This window comes from Dongia sp. (genome assembly GCF_041918875.1).
Classification (GTDB): Bacteria; Pseudomonadota; Alphaproteobacteria; order Dongiales; family Dongiaceae; genus Dongia.
The window spans coordinates 94,430-112,359 of the sequence record NZ_JAYRUV010000002.1; the positions used below are offsets into that span (position 1 = coordinate 94,430).

Consider the following 17,930-nt stretch of genomic DNA (forward strand, 5'->3'; position numbering starts at 1 on the left):
TCAAAAATGAAGTCTCGCCGTCCGTCGGCATAAGCGCGCAGCACATGCATCTCAACTGGGAGGAGCTTCACGTGCTTTCTTTGTTTCGTCATCTTCGCATCAGTCACCGCATCATCATCGTACTGGCGGTTCCATCGATCGCCCTGGCGGTTGCTGCCGCAATCATCATCGCCGGCAAGCATCAGACGGCCTCGCAAATGGAACGCCTGTCGATCATGGCCAATCTGGCGACGACAATAGGCGGCCTGGTGCACGATCTGCAGCGCGAACGCGGGGCGTCCGCGGTGTTCCTGGGGAGCAAGGGCCAGGAACTCGCGAGGGAGCTGCCCGAGCAGCGCGCGCAGACCGACGCCCAGCTGGTAAAATTCCAGGAGGCGTTGAAGGTCTTCGACGCCGGGGCCGCGGGAGAGCTTGAAGCAATCATCGGCGACGCCGGCAAGCAGCTGGCGGAACTGGACACCAAGCGGCAGCAGATCAGTTCGCTGGCTATTCCGGCGCCTGAGTCCAGCAAGTACTTCACGGCCACGATCGGCCGCCTTCTCGATGTCAGCCTGGAGATCGTCAAGCTCGTGAACAGCGAGGAGGTCGCACGGTCGCTCTCCGCCTATGTGAATTTCGGCCAGGCGAAGGAGCGGGCCGGACAGGAGCGGGCGACCGGAGCACCGGGATTTGCGGCAGGCAGCTTCGAGCCGGCGCAGTATCGCCGCCTGCTTGCCGTCGTGGCCGACCAGGAGACTTATTTCCGCCTCTTCCGCTCCTATGCCACCAAGGCGGATATGGAGTTCTTCGCCGCGACCGTCACCGGCGAGCCGGTAACCGAGGTGGATCGCATGCGCAAGGTCGCCATGGAAACCATGCCCGGACAGCCGATTGACGGCAGCGACGGTGCCTATTGGTATCGCATGACGACGGCGCGCATCGATCTGCTGAAGAAAGTTGAAGACCATTTGGCCGTCAATCTTCTGGATCTCGCAGCTGCCATCCGGGCGGCGATGGAACGCGATCTGTGGATCGCGATCGCCGCAGCGGGCATCATCATCGGGCTGACCGGATTTGTCGGTTTCGCCATTGTCCGCGACACGACACGTTCGATCGGCGGCATGACCGGCGCGCTCAGCGCATTGGCCGGCGGCGACATGACGGTCGAGGTTCCCGGAACCGAGCGTTCCGACGAGATCGGCGAGATGGCTGCTGCCGCGAAAGTGTTCAAGGACAGCATGCTGGAGGCCAGCCGGCTCGCTGCTGCGCAGGCGGCGGAGCAGGCGCGACAGATCGAGCGCGGCGTGCGGATGGAGGAGGCGGTCGCCAAGTTCGACAAGGTGATATCGGAGATCGTGGGTTCGGTCAGTTCGGCGGCGACCGAACTGCAGTCGACGGCGGAATCTCTTTCCGCCACCGCCGAGGAAACCTCGCAGCAGTCGCGCGCCGTTGCCGCCGCTTCCGAGCAGATGACGCAGAACGTGCAAACGGTGGCGTCGGCGACCGAGGAGCTGTCGTCGTCAATCCGCGAGATCGGCAACCAGGTGACGGAATCGACCCGCATCGTCGGCAATGCCGTCACTCAGGCGGAGGACACTAACGCCAAGGTGAAAGCCCTGGCCGAGGCGGCACAAACGATCGGCGATGTGGTGACGCTGATCAACGAAATCGCCGCGCAAACCAACTTGCTGGCGCTCAACGCAACGATCGAGGCGGCACGCGCCGGCGAGGCGGGCAAAGGTTTCGCCGTCGTCGCCAGCGAGGTGAAGAACCTCGCTACCCAGACAGCCCGGGCCACCGACGAGATTTCCGGTCAGATTCGTTCCATCCAGGACGCGTCGACGAGCTCGGCCAAGGCGATCGACGGCATCACCCATACGATCAGCCAGGTGAACGAGATATCGACCGCCATTGCCAGCGCGGTCGAGGAGCAGGGCACGGCGACGCAGGAGATTTCGCGCAATGTCCAGGAAGCTTCCGCCGGCACAGCGGAGGTATCGTCAAGCATCGCCGCCGTGACACAAGCTTCCGAACAGACCAGCACCGGCTCATCGGAGGTGCTGAACGCCGCTTCCGAGCTGGCCAGAAATGGCGAACGGTTGCGGCAGGAGGTCGAGGCCTTCCTTGTTACCGTGCGGGCTACCTGATCCCCGGCACCCGCCTGCGGCCCCCGCGGCGAAGTGTCGCTGCGGGGGCGCACCGTCGCGATCTGCCGCGTGACATACCTCGCGCGCCTTGGGCGATCGACCTCAGTCAATCTCGCCAATCATAGCGGATGACAGTGACTGGCAGCGATCGACCTGCGGGGACGAGCCGGCGGCGACACTGATTCTGCCCGGCATGGAGGAGGCGCATGTAAAGTCGATATCGGACTGGGTCACGGAAGTCAGGCGACCGATCCGTGGCGCGAGCCACAGGTGCAGATCGTCCATGTAGCTGAACACCACGGGGACAAAGATCAGGCTGAGAAGGGTCGAGGCAATCAAGCCACCGATAACGGCGACAGCCATCGGCGCACGGAAGCCCGCGTCGGCACCGATGCCGAGTGCCGCCGGCGCCATGCCGGCAACCATGGCGACCGTCGTCATGATAATTGGGCGGGCCCGCGTGACACCCGCATCCAGCAGGGCTTCCCGGCGCGACAGGCCGTGGCGGCGGCGCTCAATCGCGAAGTCGACAAGCAGAATCGAGTTCTTGCCTACAATACCCATGAGCATCAACAGACCGATGGTCGAGGAGAGATCGAGCGCCGCGCCGTAGAGCAGAAGCGCCAGCACCGCTCCGCCGACCGAGAGCGGCAGCGCGATCAGGATCGTCACCGGTTGAAGAAAATCCTTGAACAGCAGAATCAGCACCGCCAGCACGAGGAGGATACCCGTCGCCATAGCCAGCGCGAAGTTGGCGAACATCTCGGCCATGTATTCCCCGTCGCCATAGGGCACCTGCCGGACACTTGAAGGAAGTGTCTTCATCGCCGGCAGCGCGGCAACGGCGTCGAGCGCGGTGCCAAGCGATACGCCGTTCAGATCCGCCTCGACCGCGATGCGCCGTCTGCGGTCAAGGCGTTCGATCTCAGCATCGCCGCTGCCGAAGACGATGTCCGCCACGGACGTCAGGGGAACCAGCCCGCCATTGTTGCGAAGGACACGAAGCTGGCGGAGCGCGTCGAGATCGCCGCGCGCGTCCGGATCGATCAATACCCTGATAGGAATCTGCCGGTCTCCCAGATTGAATTTCGCTGAATTGGCGTTGGTGTCCCCAAGGGTGGCAATCTGTGCCGTCGCACCGATGGCGCCGGTCGAGACGCCGAGGCGCGCCGCCTCGTCGAAACGCGGTCGAATGAGGAGTTCCGGCCGTGGCAGGGGTGCGGTCGACTGAACATTGGCGAGTTGCGGCAGCCCACGCATCTGCGCCTCGAGGTCATGGACGGCTTGGGCAAGCTGCGTCGGCTCGTCGCCAGACAGGATGATGGAAACGTCCTTGCCCCCAGCATCGCCGAGGAAGGCAAGACGTATATCAGGAATGCTCGAGAGAACCGGCCAGACAATCCGTTCGAACGCTTTGCGGGTCAGGTTGCGCTCACTCCGCGGCTTCAACCGTGCGATCACCATGGCCTCGTCGGGGGATGATGTCATAACCAGGACGTGCTCGACTTCCGCGCGTTCCAGCAGCTTGGACGCGAGATGGGCGGTAACACGCTCCGTGTCGTCGAGCCTCGATCCTGGCGGAAACTCCACCTTGAGCTGAGAAATGTCGCTGTCGCTCACCGGCAGGAAACCTGTCGGCAGCAGCGGCACAAGCATGAGAGAAGCAATCAGGATCATGCCCGCGATCCCCATCGCCGTCCGCCGATGGTCGAGAGACCAGCTCAGCAGGTGCAGATAGTACCCGCTCGCGCGCGGGCGTTTTCCATCGTCTTCCCTGGTTGCGATTAGAGGCTTCGGCCGCAGCAGGTAGGCGGCCATGAGCGGCGTTACCAGCCGCGCGACCAATAGCGAGGCAAGGACGGCGACGGCGACGGTCAGCCCGAATTGCCGGAAATACTGTCCGACCACCCCACCAATAAAGCTCACCGGCGTGAATACCGCGACGATGGTGAGCGTGGTCGACACAACCGCGAGGCCGATCGCGTCGGCGGCATCGATCGCGGCAAGATAGGGTCTTTTGCCTTGATCGATGTGGCGATCGATGTTCTCGATCTCGACAATGGCATCATCGACCAGGATGCCGATGACCAGGGTCAGCGCCAGCAGGCTGACGCTATTGAGCGTGAAACCGAACAATGACATCGCGGCGAAGGTCGGCAGGATGGAGAGCGGCATGGCCACCGCGGCGATCAGCGTCGCTCGCCAGTCGCGCAGGAAGGCAAAGACGACGATGACGGTCAGCAACGCGCCCTCCAGGAGGGTTTGCATCGCCGCATCATAGCTCTCGCGTGTGTATTCAACCGTCGACACGGACTCTTCGATGGTCACATCGGGCATGCGCGCGGCGATCTCGGCGAGCTTCGCCGCCACCGCCTCGGCCACGACCGTGTCGCTCGATCCCTTGGAGCGAGAGACCGAAAAGCCAACCACCGCTTCGCCGTCATACCGCGCGAAACCCCTGGCTTCGGCGGCACCGTCTCTGACCTCGGCAAGGTCGGAGAGCTTCGCCCAGCGGCCACCGGAAAGAGCGATGGTGCGCGCGGCGAGTTCTTCCACCGTGCGCGCGCCACCGAGCGTGCGGACGGACTGTTCGCGCGCGCCAATCTGGCCGCGGCCGCCGGGTACTTCGGCATTGATACTGCGTAGTTGCGCGTTCACTTCATCGGCCGATGTGCCGAGAGCTATCAGACGGTCAGGCTTGAGTTCGACGCGGATCTCCCTGTCTGCCCCGCCGAAGCGCTGCACGCGCTGTACGCCAGGCACGGTTAGCAGCTCGCGCCCGATTGCATCTTCCACGAACCAGGACAGTGCCAGCTGCGTCATGTGAGGCGCACGAACCACATAGTAGAGAATTGCGCCTCCTTCGACATCGATGCGCGTGATGATCGGCTCCTCGATCGACTGCGGCATATCGGCCCGGATCTGGGCGAGCGCATCCCGCACATCGTTTGTCGCCCGGTCCGGGTCGGTTCCAAGCTGGAATTCGACCGTGGTGTCGGACAGCCCGCTGGAAACGGTCGACTGAATGTGCCGCACGCCGACGAGGCCGGCGATGGCGCCTTCGACTTTCCGGGTGACCAGCGTCTCCAACTCGATAGGCGTCGCGCCGGTCTGGGCAACGGTGACGCCTACGACCGGGAAGGAGACGGGCGGGTTGGCGTTCACCGGCAGGCGTAGAAAAGAGACCCAGCCGGCAAGCGTCAGCGCCAGGAAGAGCACAATGGTCGGGATCGGTCGGCGGATCGCCCAGGAAGAGATACCGCGCCTCACCGCCACGCCTCGCTCACGCTCAATGGCTGTGACGCCGGAATGACCGGTTCGCCGTCCCGGAGGAACGCGCCCGACCTGGACACCACGCGGTCGCCGTCGGCCAGCCCGGACCTGATCTCAACATGGCCATCGTGTTGCACGCCCGTTTCCACGGGCCGGCGGATTGCTCGGTCATTGGCGCCGACGACAAATACGTAGGGGCCGTCGGTGCCGTGAATCACTGCCTCGCTGCTCAGCGTCAGGGCCTCGCGACGTTCGAGCAGAATGGCGCCGCGCGCAAAAACGCCGGAGCGCAGGTTGGGTTCCGAAGGCAGGGCAATCCGGACGAGACCGAGCCGCGTTTCCCGATCGACCTTCGGCGCCACCCGCCGTACCTGACCCTCAATCGCCTGGTCCATGCCAGTTGCGAGGACGCGGACAGCCTGACCAGGATCGACGCGGGGGAGATCGGCTTCGGGCACCTCGGCCTCGAACTCGATTTCTCCCTCGCGGATGAGTTTCACGAGTGGCTCCGCACCCGCCAGTGAGCCGGGCTTTGCGGGGCGTTCGGACACGATCCCCGCGGCCGGCGCATGGATCACCGCGCGTTCGAGGCGCGTCTGCGCCTCCGCAAGCTGCGCCTGGGCCTGCGTAAGCTCAGCCTGGGCGGCGTCAAGTGCGTGGCCCGCAGCGAGGAAAGCCGTGTGCCGCTGTCCGTGCTCTTCCTTGGTCAGGGCGCTGGATCTGGAAAGCTGTTCCGCTCGCCGGAACTTCGCCTCGGCATCCGACAGGAGCGCCTCCTGTTGCGCGGCGGCGGCACGGGCTCGCACTACCCGGCTTTCGGCGTCGCGCCGCTGTATCTCGAGGATGTCGGTTTCGAGTTTGAGCAGCACCTGGCCGGCGGTGACCCAGTCACCTTCCTCCACCAGGACTTCGGAGACGCGCTGCCCCTCCACCGCCGTGCCGATTGCCACCTCGTCGCGCGCGACGAGTGACCCCGTCACCGGCAGAGATGCCTCCAGCAGCCTCACGGAAGCGATTTCAATCGTCACTGAGCGCGGCGTATCGCCCGCCGATTGCTCCAGGAGCGTCGCGGATTTTTCGCTGGCGGCGCCGAATAATGCAGCGCCCGCGACCACCGTAATTGCGGCGGCACCGATTGCAAGCAGTCCGCGGCGACGATGTTTGAGAGGACGTTCAGTGCCAGCCTCCTCGCGTTCGCTCGGTATTGTCCTGTCGCTATCGGGCGATGGAACCACGCTGGCCTCCCTCGTGCCGATGGCTTCGCCGCAGCGGCAGAAGCTGAAAATAGGTGACCATCCGCAGCAGCCATTCCAGCGGTCCGTAAGCGAAGCGACCCATCCACAGGTGGCTAAGGATGAGTTGAGCGGCGAAGATGGCGAAGGTCAGCCAGAACAGTGCGTGGGGCGGGATGCTGCCGATCAGCCGGAAACCCCAGGCATGAAAGATCACCGCGCAGACGAGCGACTGCGCTATGTAGTTGGAGAGCGCCGTTCGGCCGGCAGGTGCGAGCAGCCCGGCCAGCACGCGCCCGCCTGGTGTCTGGCACAACAGTAGAAAGGCCGCGACATAGGCTCCGGCCAACAGTGGCGACGTCAGCAGGTCGACCGAAAGGGCGAGAACTTCCCAAGCCGAGCCCATCAGATTGACTGAACCATAGGCATAGAGGGCCGAACCCGGCAGGCCAATGACGATGCCGGCGAACAATACTCGACGGAGCTCCGGCCGCAGGTGTGCGACCTGGGCAAACAGTCTGCGTTGGCCGGCGACGAGGCCACAGATAAACATGGCGAGCGCCGTGGGCGCCTGCATCAAGCCGGTTATTACCCACATCTGCGCCAGGTCGCGGAGATGTTGCGCCACCACCGTTGTCGGCGTTCCCCGATAGGCCCTTAGCGCCGCCCCCGCCGCGGCATGCGCGGCAGCCTCGTCCGGCTGAGCGGGGTCGAGCGCCGTAAGGATACCCACGCCGAGCCAGAACAAGGCGGTGGCGATCACGAGTCCGACGGCCAACCGCAGGAGAACGGTCTCGCGGCACCTTCGCAGTGCCCATAGGACAATTCCGAGCAAGGCGTAGGTCGTCAGGATATCGCCATGGAAAAGCAGAACAGCGTGAGCGAAGCCAATCACCCATAGGGCCGTCTGTCGGCGCAACAGGCGTGGCAGGATTGGTTTATCGGCCCGCTCCGCCGACTGCACCTGCAAGGTGAAGCTGTACCCAAACAGGAATGAGAACAGCAGATAGAACTTGGTCTCGAACAGCAGGCTGATCAGATATGGAAAGAAGTTGCCGGACGCCGCGCTTTCATGTGGATCGGCGACACCCGATCCATAGTATGGGGTGGCGAAGGCATTGATATTGACGATCAGAATGCCAAACAATGCGAACCCGCGGAGCGCATCAACGAAGAGCTGGCGCTCGCCAGATGCGGATATTTGGCTGGAGCCGGTATCGCGACCGCTGGGCGCCTGGAGTTCAGCCGGAAGTTTCATGATGCGCTCATTCCGGTTGGTGGGGACGCAGAAACCGGGTCACCAGCGTGCGCAGGATTGGGCCGTGATCGACGGCCTTGAAAGACGGATCGAGGGCGGCGCGCCCGACCGCCCCGTCGGCAAGCGCGATGATCCACGTCGCCGCCTGTTCGAGGTCGAGTTGTGAGTCGATCTGGCGGCGTTCGGCCGCCTTGTGGAGGAGTGCGACGAGATTGGCCTTCAGTTCGGACTCGCTGCGCGCGAAAACACGCGCAATGCGCGGATTGCGCATCGCTTCGGCGGCGATCTCCATGCCGATCCGTGCATAGATGGGATCCATGGCGAGCGCCAGGCTGGTTTCAACCAGTTCCAGAAGGCCCGCGAACAGATCTTCCGCGTCTGCTATTCGCGCGAAGAGTTCGGCGGTTTCGCGCCTGTCCTCTTCAACGATCGCCTCGATAATCGCATCCTTGCTGTCAAAATAGTGAAAGAGATTGCCTGAGCTCATACCGGCTTCGGCGCAGATCTGCGCCGTTGAGGTCTGGTGGAAGCCATGCCGCGCGAAACAGATGATCGCCGCCTCAAGGATCTGCTGCAGCTTGGCTTCGTATTTGTCTGGGTCGAGCTTGCGCGCCATCCGCTAATCGTCCTGACTAAATAATTAACCGAGCACTCAGTCTATTAATTATACAATGCTGTTACTCCCGTCAAGACGGCAACTCGGGGCGCTTTGCGCAGGGGAATGGGCTGTTGGCTAACAGCCAGATCGGCTATGTCCCAGATCGGCTATGTCTATGACGTGGCCGGAGAATTTCATCACCTCGATAGATGAGACAAACGACGTATCCGCCCGCCCTTACTCAGGCCGCGGCCGACACAAGGCTTGTGGGGCCTACTTAATGTTGCCGATGCCTGTGCGCCTAAGCGTCTGATTCGTAAAGCAACCTAGCCGACTGCCTGCGGTTTTCAAAGCCGCAGATAGTCGCTTTTGCATCTTTTTCAGTATCGCTCAGTCTGAAATAAAACTTATTCGCCCGAGCAATAGGGGCCGGACATCCGGTGTCGGACTTTGAATGCAAAAAACGCCGCGGGAGCCGCAGCGTTTCTGAAGGCGATCTGATTAGCCGATTATCTTCGATGTCGGATTAGAAACTCGGTCCATGAAGGATTGGAATCCAAGTCCGTCTTGCGGAAGATTCTTTGCTCAGCATTTGGACCGTTGTCCCCGCCGATAGGCTGGAAGCCATGTCGCGAGAGGAAAAGGCCGATCGTCGTCGATCGGACGTCCAGTTCCTTGGAGAGCCTGGCGACGAAGGTGTAGTCGCGGAGAAACTGTTCGATTTCCCCGAGGACATAGCGGTTTTGTCTGCCGACAATCGGCCGGATCAGTCCGAGGCCTTGCGCACGAATCAGCACATGCTTGGTCGTGCCGAGAAGCTGGAGAGCTTCTTTCGAAGTTATAATGAGTCCCTTGAGGGGACCGCTAAGAAGGCGTTGTTCGATGAGCGCAGATGACGGGGTTCGCACACGTGCTGGCGTCTCATTCGTCAACAACGGAATGCCGAGGTTTTGAAGAACAACCGCGATAGCGGTGAAGCCAAGGCCGTGTTCGCGGACGAAGCCTAAGGCGTGCTCTAGCGACGCTACACAATCGGTGCCGGGAGGGTTGGTGCCGAGCGCTCGGAATTCCCCGCCGTGCAAGAACTGTAGCTTGTGCTCACGTTCGAAACGCCTTTTCGCTGAATCACCAAATAGCGAGCGGGATGCGAGATCTCTAAGTTTACTCTGACATATGCCGAGCCTCCGCGAAGCAGTTGTCACGCTCATAACGTCGGCTCCATCGATGTCGAGGAGTTGCCGCTCCGCCAATGCTTGAACACGATCTCGGATGAGATAGTGTCGATACGGTCCGTCGGCTTCAGCCGGGTCCGTAAGATCATACTGCTTGATCAAAGCAGATACATGTGCGGACGACTTGCCAAGCAGTTTGATGGCCTCTCGGCGATGCATCAGATGCGGCCCTGGATCGGGCGCTACAAAGCCGAATGTGCCATGATTGCCATTCAAGAAGAGTTGCTGGTGAATCTCGAAAAGGACCGCGTCGGCACCTGTCATCTTCCGCTGAAGGAGGTTATGAGAGAGAAACTTCTTGAGGCGCGCGTTCACGAGCGATCGGTCAGAAGCGGCACGGTTCCTCTCAACCACTTTTCGCAAGCCGTTGGGCCAGTCCAAGAGAAGTGACAGACCCAAGGTGGCGAGCGGCCTGCCGTCCGCGGTGATGCAGACGTTTCTTGTCGGAATCGACGGTTCATGCACCACCGCCGCTTTCCCGAGAACGACCAGCAGGGCGGATAGATCAGCAGCTTTCAGCGCAGCAAATGCGGCCGGCAAGCGCGTTGAGAGTGCCGGCCATCGACGCTCACCACCACACTTCTCGAAGAGTAGCCGCAAACCAGCCATGTATTTGCCGCTGAGTGGTTTGTCCCAAATTTGGCGACCGACGAGAGGTTTGCCGCAAAAGCATGTTCGGAGGTTGGCCCGGCGCCAGTCGAGCTTCTGGCCGCAGCTCCCGCAATCTGCCTGCAGGGGTGTCGCGTGAATCGGACAATGAGTCACAGCTTTCAAGTGCCATGAAAGGTGATGAGTGCCGGTTTCGTCCAGGCACAGGGGGCAGATTCGTTGCCGCAGCGACACCACGTTGCGCCGCACGCTGAGGGTCGAGCTGCTGGCGTTCAACGTCGAGACCTGCATGCTCTTCAACACACTCTCATCTACCCTGACCCGCTCGGAAAGAACCGATAGTGACGCATCAGACATAGGCGCGCTCAGAACGGTGCCATGCCCAATGTCGTCCAAGATCGGACCGATGCCATTGAACCGATTGATCGCCGCCACGCGGCACAGAAATCCAAGTAGGCTCTCGCCGGCGACGGGCTGCAGAAGCAAGGGATAGGACACGGTCTCTCCTGAAAAGTCTCAAGAAAGACATTGGTCCGCCAGCGAGCGATGGGTCCAAAAAAGCCCGTGAGATCAGCAAAAAACGCTGCAATAGAGTCGAAATCTGCACCAGCGCCGATGCTGCGAAAGTGAAGCTCGAAATGGCGTGCGATTTACCGGTCTGGGTCATCGGACCTCCCGATCGATGCGGCCGCACGAAGCAACTCTTCTCTTCTGAAAATCTCGACGATGAGGTCGCCGGAGATCGTCGACCTGATAGGCGTCAGATTGATCTGCCTGGCGGCTTTGCGAAGTTGCCAGATATCCTTCCGCTTCGGCCCTGCGACCATCGCAACGGTCGCATATCTCGCCACGAAGGACGTGAAGCTCGATAGGAGAACGCGGGTAAGGTGACCGCGCGGCCGGCGGAGCAATCCAGCGCTGACCGCCGCCTGGAGCACGGCCTCTGGCACCCCAAATGACTTGGCCAGCGCACTCATGGAGCCGGATACTTGCTTCGCCCGAGGCTGAATGAAGTCCGCAAGCGAGTTCGGGTCAAACTGAAGGTCAAAGAGCCGATCGGTCTCCCAGGCGGGCACGATCACCTCGCCGCGGATGACGGCGGCGATGACATCACCATGCTGGGTGGCGCAATTGCCGTGACTTCGAGAAAAGAACCGCCAGGAGACGGCGCGTCGCACTTGGTTCTCGGCAACGCGTTCCCGGATCGCGACCTTGAACGCCTCAAGATCGGCGGCCGTTGAATGCCATGCGGCCTTCTTGTTCCGAACGCCGTCGGCGGCCGGTGCGGTCAAATGGCCTAGCCGGATGAGGCGCCGCAGGCAGTTTTGGTTGCAACCCAGGATTTTCGCGGCTTCCACGAGATAGATCGGACGGATTCCGATTTGCGGATCATTGACAATGTCGTCGCGACGCAGCCAGATCGGACATCGACATCCGATTTGCCGGTGCCCCAGCCATCGTCGCGCTTTTGCGATCGCGGCCAGCTTCAATGCGGGGATGTTGGCGATCTTGGCGCCGTCGCGGAGCGAAACAAAGCGCTCGGCGAAGTCATCCGGCGTGTAGCCATAAGTGACAGGTGGAAGAATGATCCCTTGCCTGGCGGCATGATTCCAGATCTCCGCAGTGATCAGCTTGGCGTAAGGGAAGTCGCCTTCATGGCGGAATCTCAGGCTGACAAGCCGATGTGCCGATGGATTGAGGAAGGGCAGGGGGCGATACGCCGTGGTCTCCAATGTCCGCAGGAGCCGATGGAAGGCATTTGGCCATTTCCGAAGCAGCTCCATGCCGTATGCGGCTCGGACCGCGTCTTCGGCCAGCCAGGCCCGACGGGGGTGATAAGCGGGCTGCTGATCATGGGCCATCGAACCCACGAGCCGAGCCATAAGCACCAGGTTAGCCAGGTCGAGTTGCTGAATGTCCGGTGGGAACCCGCTGGATACTTTGCACTTGTCCAGCCAGCTGTGGATCGCCGTCGCTAGGCGATTTTCACGGGCGCTGGCGGCATGAGCCTTCCGGACATTTGCCGTGATGGGAAGGCCACACTCGGCGCAGTGTCGAAACCAGCGCCGGTGGCGCCTTAGGCCTGAGCCGCAGACTTGGCAAATATCAGTCAGGTGGCAATTGTGGGCCAGACAGGATGGCAGGGGTGAAAAATCCCAGACAGCAAGGTGAGGGCGGCCCTCCCAGACGCAGATTGGGCAGAACCGCGTGTGGCTCCGGGCTATCATCCAGGCGGGAACCGTGGTCGTGCCCAGCTTTCGAGCCCTGTCGTCGCCGCACCAGTAGTGCAGGCCGATCTCATCGGGTGCGCAGTCAGCTGCCGAGGCGAGCGTCGAGGATACGCGCCTCGGCAGTGGGCCTTCCGCGCCATTCAGGCCGATCAACTGCCAGATCGCTTGGTAAGAGGGTGCATCCATAGCTTCGGCCAGGCGATTGACCCAACCGTAGAGGCTTTCGCCTGGCTCGAGCGTCTGGATATTGCCGAAGAAGGTCGACATGGCGCCCAGTTATCGGCGGCGCGGCCGGCTCGGCCTCTTGCCCATGTCGATCCCTTCCGTAATGGGTGCCGGCTCCCACGTAGCCGGTAACGACCGCATCTGGAACGGATCATCCGGCATCGGTTTCAGCGTCTTGTTCAGCTCGTAGAACGCGACCGAGAGATCGTCGGTCGTGATCGCCCGTCGCCCCGCCTCGTGGGCCTCGATTTTGGCCAGCGCGAGCAGGTTGGTCGTGGCTCGCAGGAGTCCCCGGGATGCAAGATGAATGCACCCCGCGAGACCCATCGCGCTGATGTCGACATCGGCGTAAGTCTCCGGCGCTCCGCATTGAATTGTGTGGAGGAAACCGCGGTAGTCATCCTGGTCCGCCGGATTGAACCAATCGAAGGGTTTAACCATAATGGATCGAATCAGACGCCCGGCAAGTTGCGGGTTTCTGGAGACCAGCCCCACAAGGTCGTAGACGCCTGCCAGGAGAATGCGGCAGGGAAACTCTTCGACCATACCTTTCAGCACGTCAGCGACCGGATACTCGCCGCTACGTTCGAAGTGCTGGGCTTCGTCGATAATGAGAAGCTTGGTCTTATGGGTCTCGAGATAGAACTGTATCCGATCGACGAGGGCGTCGATGGTTTCGCGGGGATTCGAAGCTCCTCCGAGCTGCTTCAGAAGCTTGGAGCAGAACCCATGCATCGTGCCCCGATCCGGAACGCGAGAATAGACGATCGGGACAAGCCTCCGCGTCGCCGTCACGCGGACCTTGAAGTCGTCGGGATCGAACGACCAAGCCAGCAGCTGGGTCTTGCCGACGCCCGTTGGGCCGCAGACATACATGAAGCGTTTCGGTGGGATATTGATGCCATCGCCGAAGTCGCGAATCTGCCGCTGTAGAGGTTCCGCGCGTCTATAGTCGATGAACCTCTCACAGTGCAGTCCAGGATAGATTTCCGAAGTGTCGTCATGCGGGGTCATGCCTGACCCCGCGTCTTGTAGGGCTTCGGCGAGTAGGGCTCCGCTGCCGTCTGTTTGCCGACCATGCCGGCGATCTGAGCTTTCGTCATCGGGACCGGAGCGTTCTCGGCGAGAATCTGCTCGAGATCCGGATCGAGTTCCGGCTCCTGGTGGAGCGCCAGGCTTTTCGCCTGGATCGTGTTCGACCCGCTGAGCTTGCGCGCCGCTTGTGCTCGGCTCTTCGCTGAACTCCGCTTCATGTTGAGGATCGCCACGGCCATGTCGTAATGGGCGATACGAGCCTTGCGGTAGACTTCCTGGTTCATGTGCTCGACACCGTCTGCCTTCATGGCGGCGAGGATGCACGCATGCTGGTGGAAAGAGACGCCGTGGGCGTGCGGATTGGTGCAGGGCACGACGACCAGGTCGTGGGTGACCGGATGGACAACCACGATCTTCGCGACGTTATCCGGATTGCGTTTGACCACGACCTTCTGATTCGGATGCGCACGGTGGATCAGATTGAGCTCATCCGATTGATAGGTGAGCTTGGCGATCTCGATACCGGTGTTGGAGACCGAGTATTCCTTGCTGATACCCAGCAGGAGGTCGATGTCCTTGACGTTGGCCGGCAAACGAACCGGATATTTCTGCACCTCCTCCGCCCAGCGCATTGCCGGAACCGCGTTGATGCCCCGATGTGTCGCATTGCAATACATGGCGAGCAACCAGCTGTGGACGTGTCGGCGGAAGTCCTTCAGCGTGATGCACGCATGCTTTGCCGGATCGTAGTCGCGGCGGGCGGAGATGGAGCCGAACGTCTTGCCTGGCATCCAGGTATAGCCCGAGGTAGCGAAGGTGCCGTTGAGGCGCTCAAGCGTGCCCTTGAATTCGGGGCGGCCGACCGGGGCGTAACGAATCTCGACGTTGAAGCAGGCAGCAGCGGCCTTCAGTGACTCGCTGTGGTTTTCCTGCGCATTGTCGACGAGGATTGCCGCCGGAATGCCATAGGCATCCCACGTCAGTCCCAGTTCCGGAAACTCTTCTTGAACGTAGGTCTTCGGCATGATCATGTTGCGCAGGCATTGCATGATGCTCTCGGTGCCGGGCGGATGAAACCCAATGTAGAGCCCGACAATCATGCGGGTCCGTTTGCAGATCGCCCAGCAGATCCAGGGTCGCCCCAGGAATGCCTTGCGCTCCTCATCGACGACCATGACGTCGGCACGCGTGTGATCGATCTCGACGAGCTCGAGCCGGCGGCTGGGCTGGAAACCCTTGCCGCGCTTCTGGAACTTCTGACGAGCCGCGGCTTCACCTTCGCGCTGAAGCGTCGTCTCGTAGGGATCGAGTTCCTTGATCCGGCGGCGAATGGTCGAGGCGCTCGGCGCCTTCCATTTCGAAGCGCCGGCCATGGTCGCGATGGCCTCCGCGTAGCGGTCCCGGACCTCCTTGACGATTTCCTCCATCGTCGGCCGTTCGGCGACCTGATACCTGGAGATGATCGACGAGAGGAATCTCTCCTCAAGGCTGGAGAGCTGCTTACGCTTGCGGCCGCGGGCACCATAGCCGGGCAGCAGGGCACGGATATCCATGTTCCGCGATTTGTAGGGTTTCGCCCAGCGCTTGACCGTTTCCCAGTTTGGCGGCGTTTCGTTTCGCTCCGCGGCGACGCGGGCGATGATGATCGGCCAGGCCTTGTCCTGGGGTGCCGGCTCGCCTGCCTCGATGATGGCATCGCAGTATGCCTTGCGGCGGAATGCGATCTGCCGATGCGCGAAAGGCCGCGAGAGGAAGTCGGACTTCAGCGCGATTTCGCGCCAGTTCGGCAGCGTTTTGCCGATATTGAGGCTGCACTGCAGTCGGCCCTCGACAAAGGCCTTCTCGACCTCGTTGAGCGTCTGGTTGAGGACAGTGCCGTTCTGCAGGCTCTTGAAGCAGTAGTCGCCATTGTTGGTGACGTGCGTGAAGTCGTAGATGTGGCTCTGATGGTCGATTTGGTCGCCGCGGTTGAGTGATAGCATGTTCAGCTCCTTGTGTGGTCGATGAAGGGTGAAGAGACCTTTTGGATGAGGCTCTCTTCGTTGAAGGGAAGGTCGAGATTGGTCCAGAGGTGACGCTGCACGAGCAGCGTGGCGACGGTGTCGCGGACGAGCAGGCGGTCCTCCGACAAGGTCTGCAGGTCCTTGAGGGAAATCACCTTCTGACGCGCGAACGCCTGATCGATGAGATGCGCGATATCGAGATCAACGCCGCTCGAGCGATAGATTTGGAGGAAGACTAGATTGTCGTAACGCGGCTGGCGGAGAAGCTCTTTCTCCCCCATCCAGACGAAACCGAGCCCAAGTGCGCGGGCGCTTTCCTTGATGCTGCGCCACTTCTCCTCGCTGCCTTCGGCGCGATAGGCCCATTCGGGCTTGGTTTCGACCAGAAGACGGTGGCCGGTCTCGAATGTGGCGTAGAAGTCCGCGGTATAGCTCCGCAGGCCTTCAGGCGTTTCGTAGGAGATGGAGCGGGGCTGAGCGCGCAGTTCCTTGCACCTCGGGTCCAGCCCCATGATCTGGATGAAGACGCGTTCAAGCGAGGAGTGATACGGCAGCATTTCCTGATCGATCATGCTGAGCATCAGCCCGACGACGCGCCGGCTGCGGTTGATTTTGACCGGGTAGGTATGTGCGTCCTTACGCGGCGGATTGGGGATGCGCGTCGGCGCCTGATACCAGGCCGTTTGCACTGTTTGTTCGTTAACCATGTTTGTTACCTGCGAGACTCGTTTTGGCTGTAAAATAAACGTTGGCCCCTGAGCCCATGGTCGTTTCCTAATTTGCACGCATATTTTTTAGGCCTGAAAAAGTCACACCAAAACAGCTACTTGGGAGGCTTGGCTTGACGCAAGATGAGTCTTTTTAAGTTGAAAAAGAATGCGCTCATTCAGCGAATAAACGCTGTGCGCTTAAACGTAGAAGGCCTTCGGATACAGGACATCAGTCCGGTTTGAGGTGTTCCGGGTAGGCCACGGCGAGCCGCATGGCGGCGGGCGGTGACCAAAGTTGGTCCAGATAATCGGCAATACGCTGGTAGTCGGTCGCCCGTATTTCCGAGAGGGTGCATTCCCGGCCGAGGCGATAGAGCCGATTGCGGGTTTGAGCCTGTCTTCGTGGCCGGCTGATCCACTGCATGGCGGTGCTTATGAACCGGTGGCCATCCGGGATGAGCTCGTGACCGGTAGCTACGCCGCTGAGGTGATAGTAGGGGAGCAGGATCCCCCGCCATTGGACCTCAACCACGAACCAATCGGTGGCAAGCGGATCCGTCATGCTTTAGGGCTCCTGAAACACCCAGACGACATTGTCGTCGAGGGAAAGCCGAGTAGCGGGATCCAAGGGCCACCTGGCGAGGCTCGACGCTATGCGGGCGGAATCAGGTGCGAGCGACGTCGGATCCCGTGAAACGAGACGGAAGATGATGACATCATCCGTAGAGGGGGCGATCGCGAGTTCGTCGAAGCCGATGGCGCGGAGCTGATCAATGTGCAGCAACAAGCGGCCGGCAATCTGCATCGCCGTCGGCGGCAGGAAGACACGATCGGTAACCTGTTCGAATGCGAAGTCGAGATGTCGAAAGTGGGTGTTCCTGTGGTTGAAGCAGAGTGGGATGAACGTATCCCTGACCTCTCGCAGCTGGCCGGCCTCGCCACACATGAAGCAAATGTGGATTGTATCGCGCTGGGTCGCCTGAACGAGATCGAAGTATTTTCGGATACGGGGTTGGCTGTCGAACAGCCGCATGTCGGCGGAGCCGACGGGTGCGTCGGTGAGGAAGGACGAGTAGAACGCTAACTCGCCGAGCTTCTCCTTGATCTGAATGAGGTGGAGCGCTCGCTTTTCCATCTCCGTGAGCAGCCGCTCAATATCGGCACATAACCGCTCGATGACGGGCAACCAACCTGGCAGCAAGTCGCTGTTGAGCGTGTGTTCCTTCATGAACACGTGCTTCTGGCGCAACAGCTCGACCCGCGCCTGGTATGCGGCAGGTGTCATCGGCGATCTCCACGAAGAAATCGTTATGGGTGCTGTGTTAGGCGAGGTCGCCTTGCGTCAGCGGCGACTCGATGGCAAATGAAATAGACACAGTGACAAACAAAATGGACAAC

The 17,930-nt window shown here is 61.3% G+C and carries 12 protein-coding genes; 1 reads left to right on the top strand and 11 read right to left on the bottom strand.

What is annotated here, in order from left to right:
- Positions 1-71: 71 nt before the first annotated feature.
- Complete coding sequence (locus tag ACE3TY_RS02295; protein WP_374650517.1) at positions 72-2,126, top strand: methyl-accepting chemotaxis protein; 2,055 nt, start codon at positions 72-74, stop codon at positions 2,124-2,126.
- 102 nt (positions 2,127-2,228) lie between these two features.
- Here ACE3TY_RS02295 and ACE3TY_RS02300 read toward each other — a convergent pair whose 3' ends face one another.
- The 11 genes from ACE3TY_RS02300 to ACE3TY_RS02350 all read right to left on the bottom strand — a co-directional run bounded on the left by ACE3TY_RS02300 (position 2,229) and on the right by ACE3TY_RS02350 (position 17,817).
- Positions 2,229-5,402, bottom strand: coding sequence for an efflux RND transporter permease subunit (locus ACE3TY_RS02300; RefSeq protein WP_374650519.1), 3,174 nt, complete (start codon positions 5,400-5,402; stop codon positions 2,229-2,231).
- Entirely contained in the window at positions 5,393-6,634 is a 1,242-nt protein-coding gene (locus ACE3TY_RS02305) for an efflux RND transporter periplasmic adaptor subunit (RefSeq protein ID WP_374650521.1), read from the bottom strand. Before ACE3TY_RS02305 ends, ACE3TY_RS02300 begins: the two co-directional genes overlap by 10 nt.
- Complete coding sequence (locus tag ACE3TY_RS02310; RefSeq protein WP_374650522.1) at positions 6,615-7,889, bottom strand: DUF418 domain-containing protein; 1,275 nt, start codon at positions 7,887-7,889, stop codon at positions 6,615-6,617. The genes ACE3TY_RS02305 and ACE3TY_RS02310 overlap by 20 nt, the downstream gene beginning before the upstream one ends.
- Positions 7,890-7,896: 7 nt before the next feature.
- Entirely contained in the window at positions 7,897-8,505 is a 609-nt protein-coding gene (locus ACE3TY_RS02315; protein ID WP_374650524.1) for a TetR/AcrR family transcriptional regulator, read from the bottom strand.
- Between the two features lie 491 nt (positions 8,506-8,996).
- Positions 8,997-10,826, bottom strand: coding sequence for a TniQ family protein (locus ACE3TY_RS02320; RefSeq protein WP_374650526.1), 1,830 nt, complete (start codon positions 10,824-10,826; stop codon positions 8,997-8,999).
- A gap of 152 nt (positions 10,827-10,978) precedes the next feature.
- Positions 10,979-12,826, bottom strand: coding sequence for a TniQ family protein (locus ACE3TY_RS02325; protein ID WP_374650527.1), 1,848 nt, complete (start codon positions 12,824-12,826; stop codon positions 10,979-10,981).
- Between the two features lie 9 nt (positions 12,827-12,835).
- A complete protein-coding gene (locus ACE3TY_RS02330; RefSeq protein WP_374650529.1) occupies positions 12,836-13,798 on the bottom strand; it encodes a TniB family NTP-binding protein in 963 nt (320 codons plus the stop codon).
- Positions 13,795-15,801, bottom strand: a complete 2,007-nt coding sequence (locus ACE3TY_RS02335; RefSeq protein WP_374650531.1) for a Mu transposase C-terminal domain-containing protein — start codon at positions 15,799-15,801, stop codon at positions 13,795-13,797. The genes ACE3TY_RS02330 and ACE3TY_RS02335 overlap by 4 nt, the downstream gene beginning before the upstream one ends.
- A gap of 2 nt (positions 15,802-15,803) precedes the next feature.
- Complete coding sequence (locus tag ACE3TY_RS02340; RefSeq protein ID WP_374650533.1) at positions 15,804-16,529, bottom strand: Tn7 transposase TnsA N-terminal domain-containing protein; 726 nt, start codon at positions 16,527-16,529, stop codon at positions 15,804-15,806.
- A 232-nt stretch (positions 16,530-16,761) separates the two neighbouring features.
- A complete protein-coding gene (locus tag ACE3TY_RS02345) occupies positions 16,762-17,094 on the bottom strand; it encodes a hypothetical protein (protein WP_374650535.1) in 333 nt (110 codons plus the stop codon).
- Between the two features lie 3 nt (positions 17,095-17,097).
- Positions 17,098-17,817, bottom strand: coding sequence for a hypothetical protein (locus tag ACE3TY_RS02350; RefSeq protein ID WP_374650537.1), 720 nt, complete (start codon positions 17,815-17,817; stop codon positions 17,098-17,100).
- Between the last annotated feature and the right edge of the window lie 113 nt (positions 17,818-17,930).

What these genes read in the sequence shown, in the direction of transcription:
- ACE3TY_RS02310 (WP_374650522.1), bottom strand. Translation starts at nt 7,889, where the DNA reads ATGAAACTTCCGGCTGAACTCCAGGCGCCCAGCGGTCGCGATACCGGC.
- ACE3TY_RS02315 (WP_374650524.1), bottom strand. Translation starts at nt 8,505, where the DNA reads ATGGCGCGCAAGCTCGACCCAGACAAATACGAAGCCAAGCTGCAGCAG.
- ACE3TY_RS02325 (WP_374650527.1), bottom strand. Translation starts at nt 12,826, where the DNA reads ATGTCGACCTTCTTCGGCAATATCCAGACGCTCGAGCCAGGCGAAAGC.
- ACE3TY_RS02330 (WP_374650529.1), bottom strand. Translation starts at nt 13,798, where the DNA reads ATGACCCCGCATGACGACACTTCGGAAATCTATCCTGGACTGCACTGT.
- ACE3TY_RS02335 (WP_374650531.1), bottom strand. Translation starts at nt 15,801, where the DNA reads ATGCTATCACTCAACCGCGGCGACCAAATCGACCATCAGAGCCACATC.
- ACE3TY_RS02340 (WP_374650533.1), bottom strand. Translation starts at nt 16,529, where the DNA reads ATGGTTAACGAACAAACAGTGCAAACGGCCTGGTATCAGGCGCCGACG.
- ACE3TY_RS02345 (WP_374650535.1), bottom strand. Translation starts at nt 17,094, where the DNA reads ATGACGGATCCGCTTGCCACCGATTGGTTCGTGGTTGAGGTCCAATGG.
- ACE3TY_RS02350 (WP_374650537.1), bottom strand. Translation starts at nt 17,817, where the DNA reads ATGACACCTGCCGCATACCAGGCGCGGGTCGAGCTGTTGCGCCAGAAG.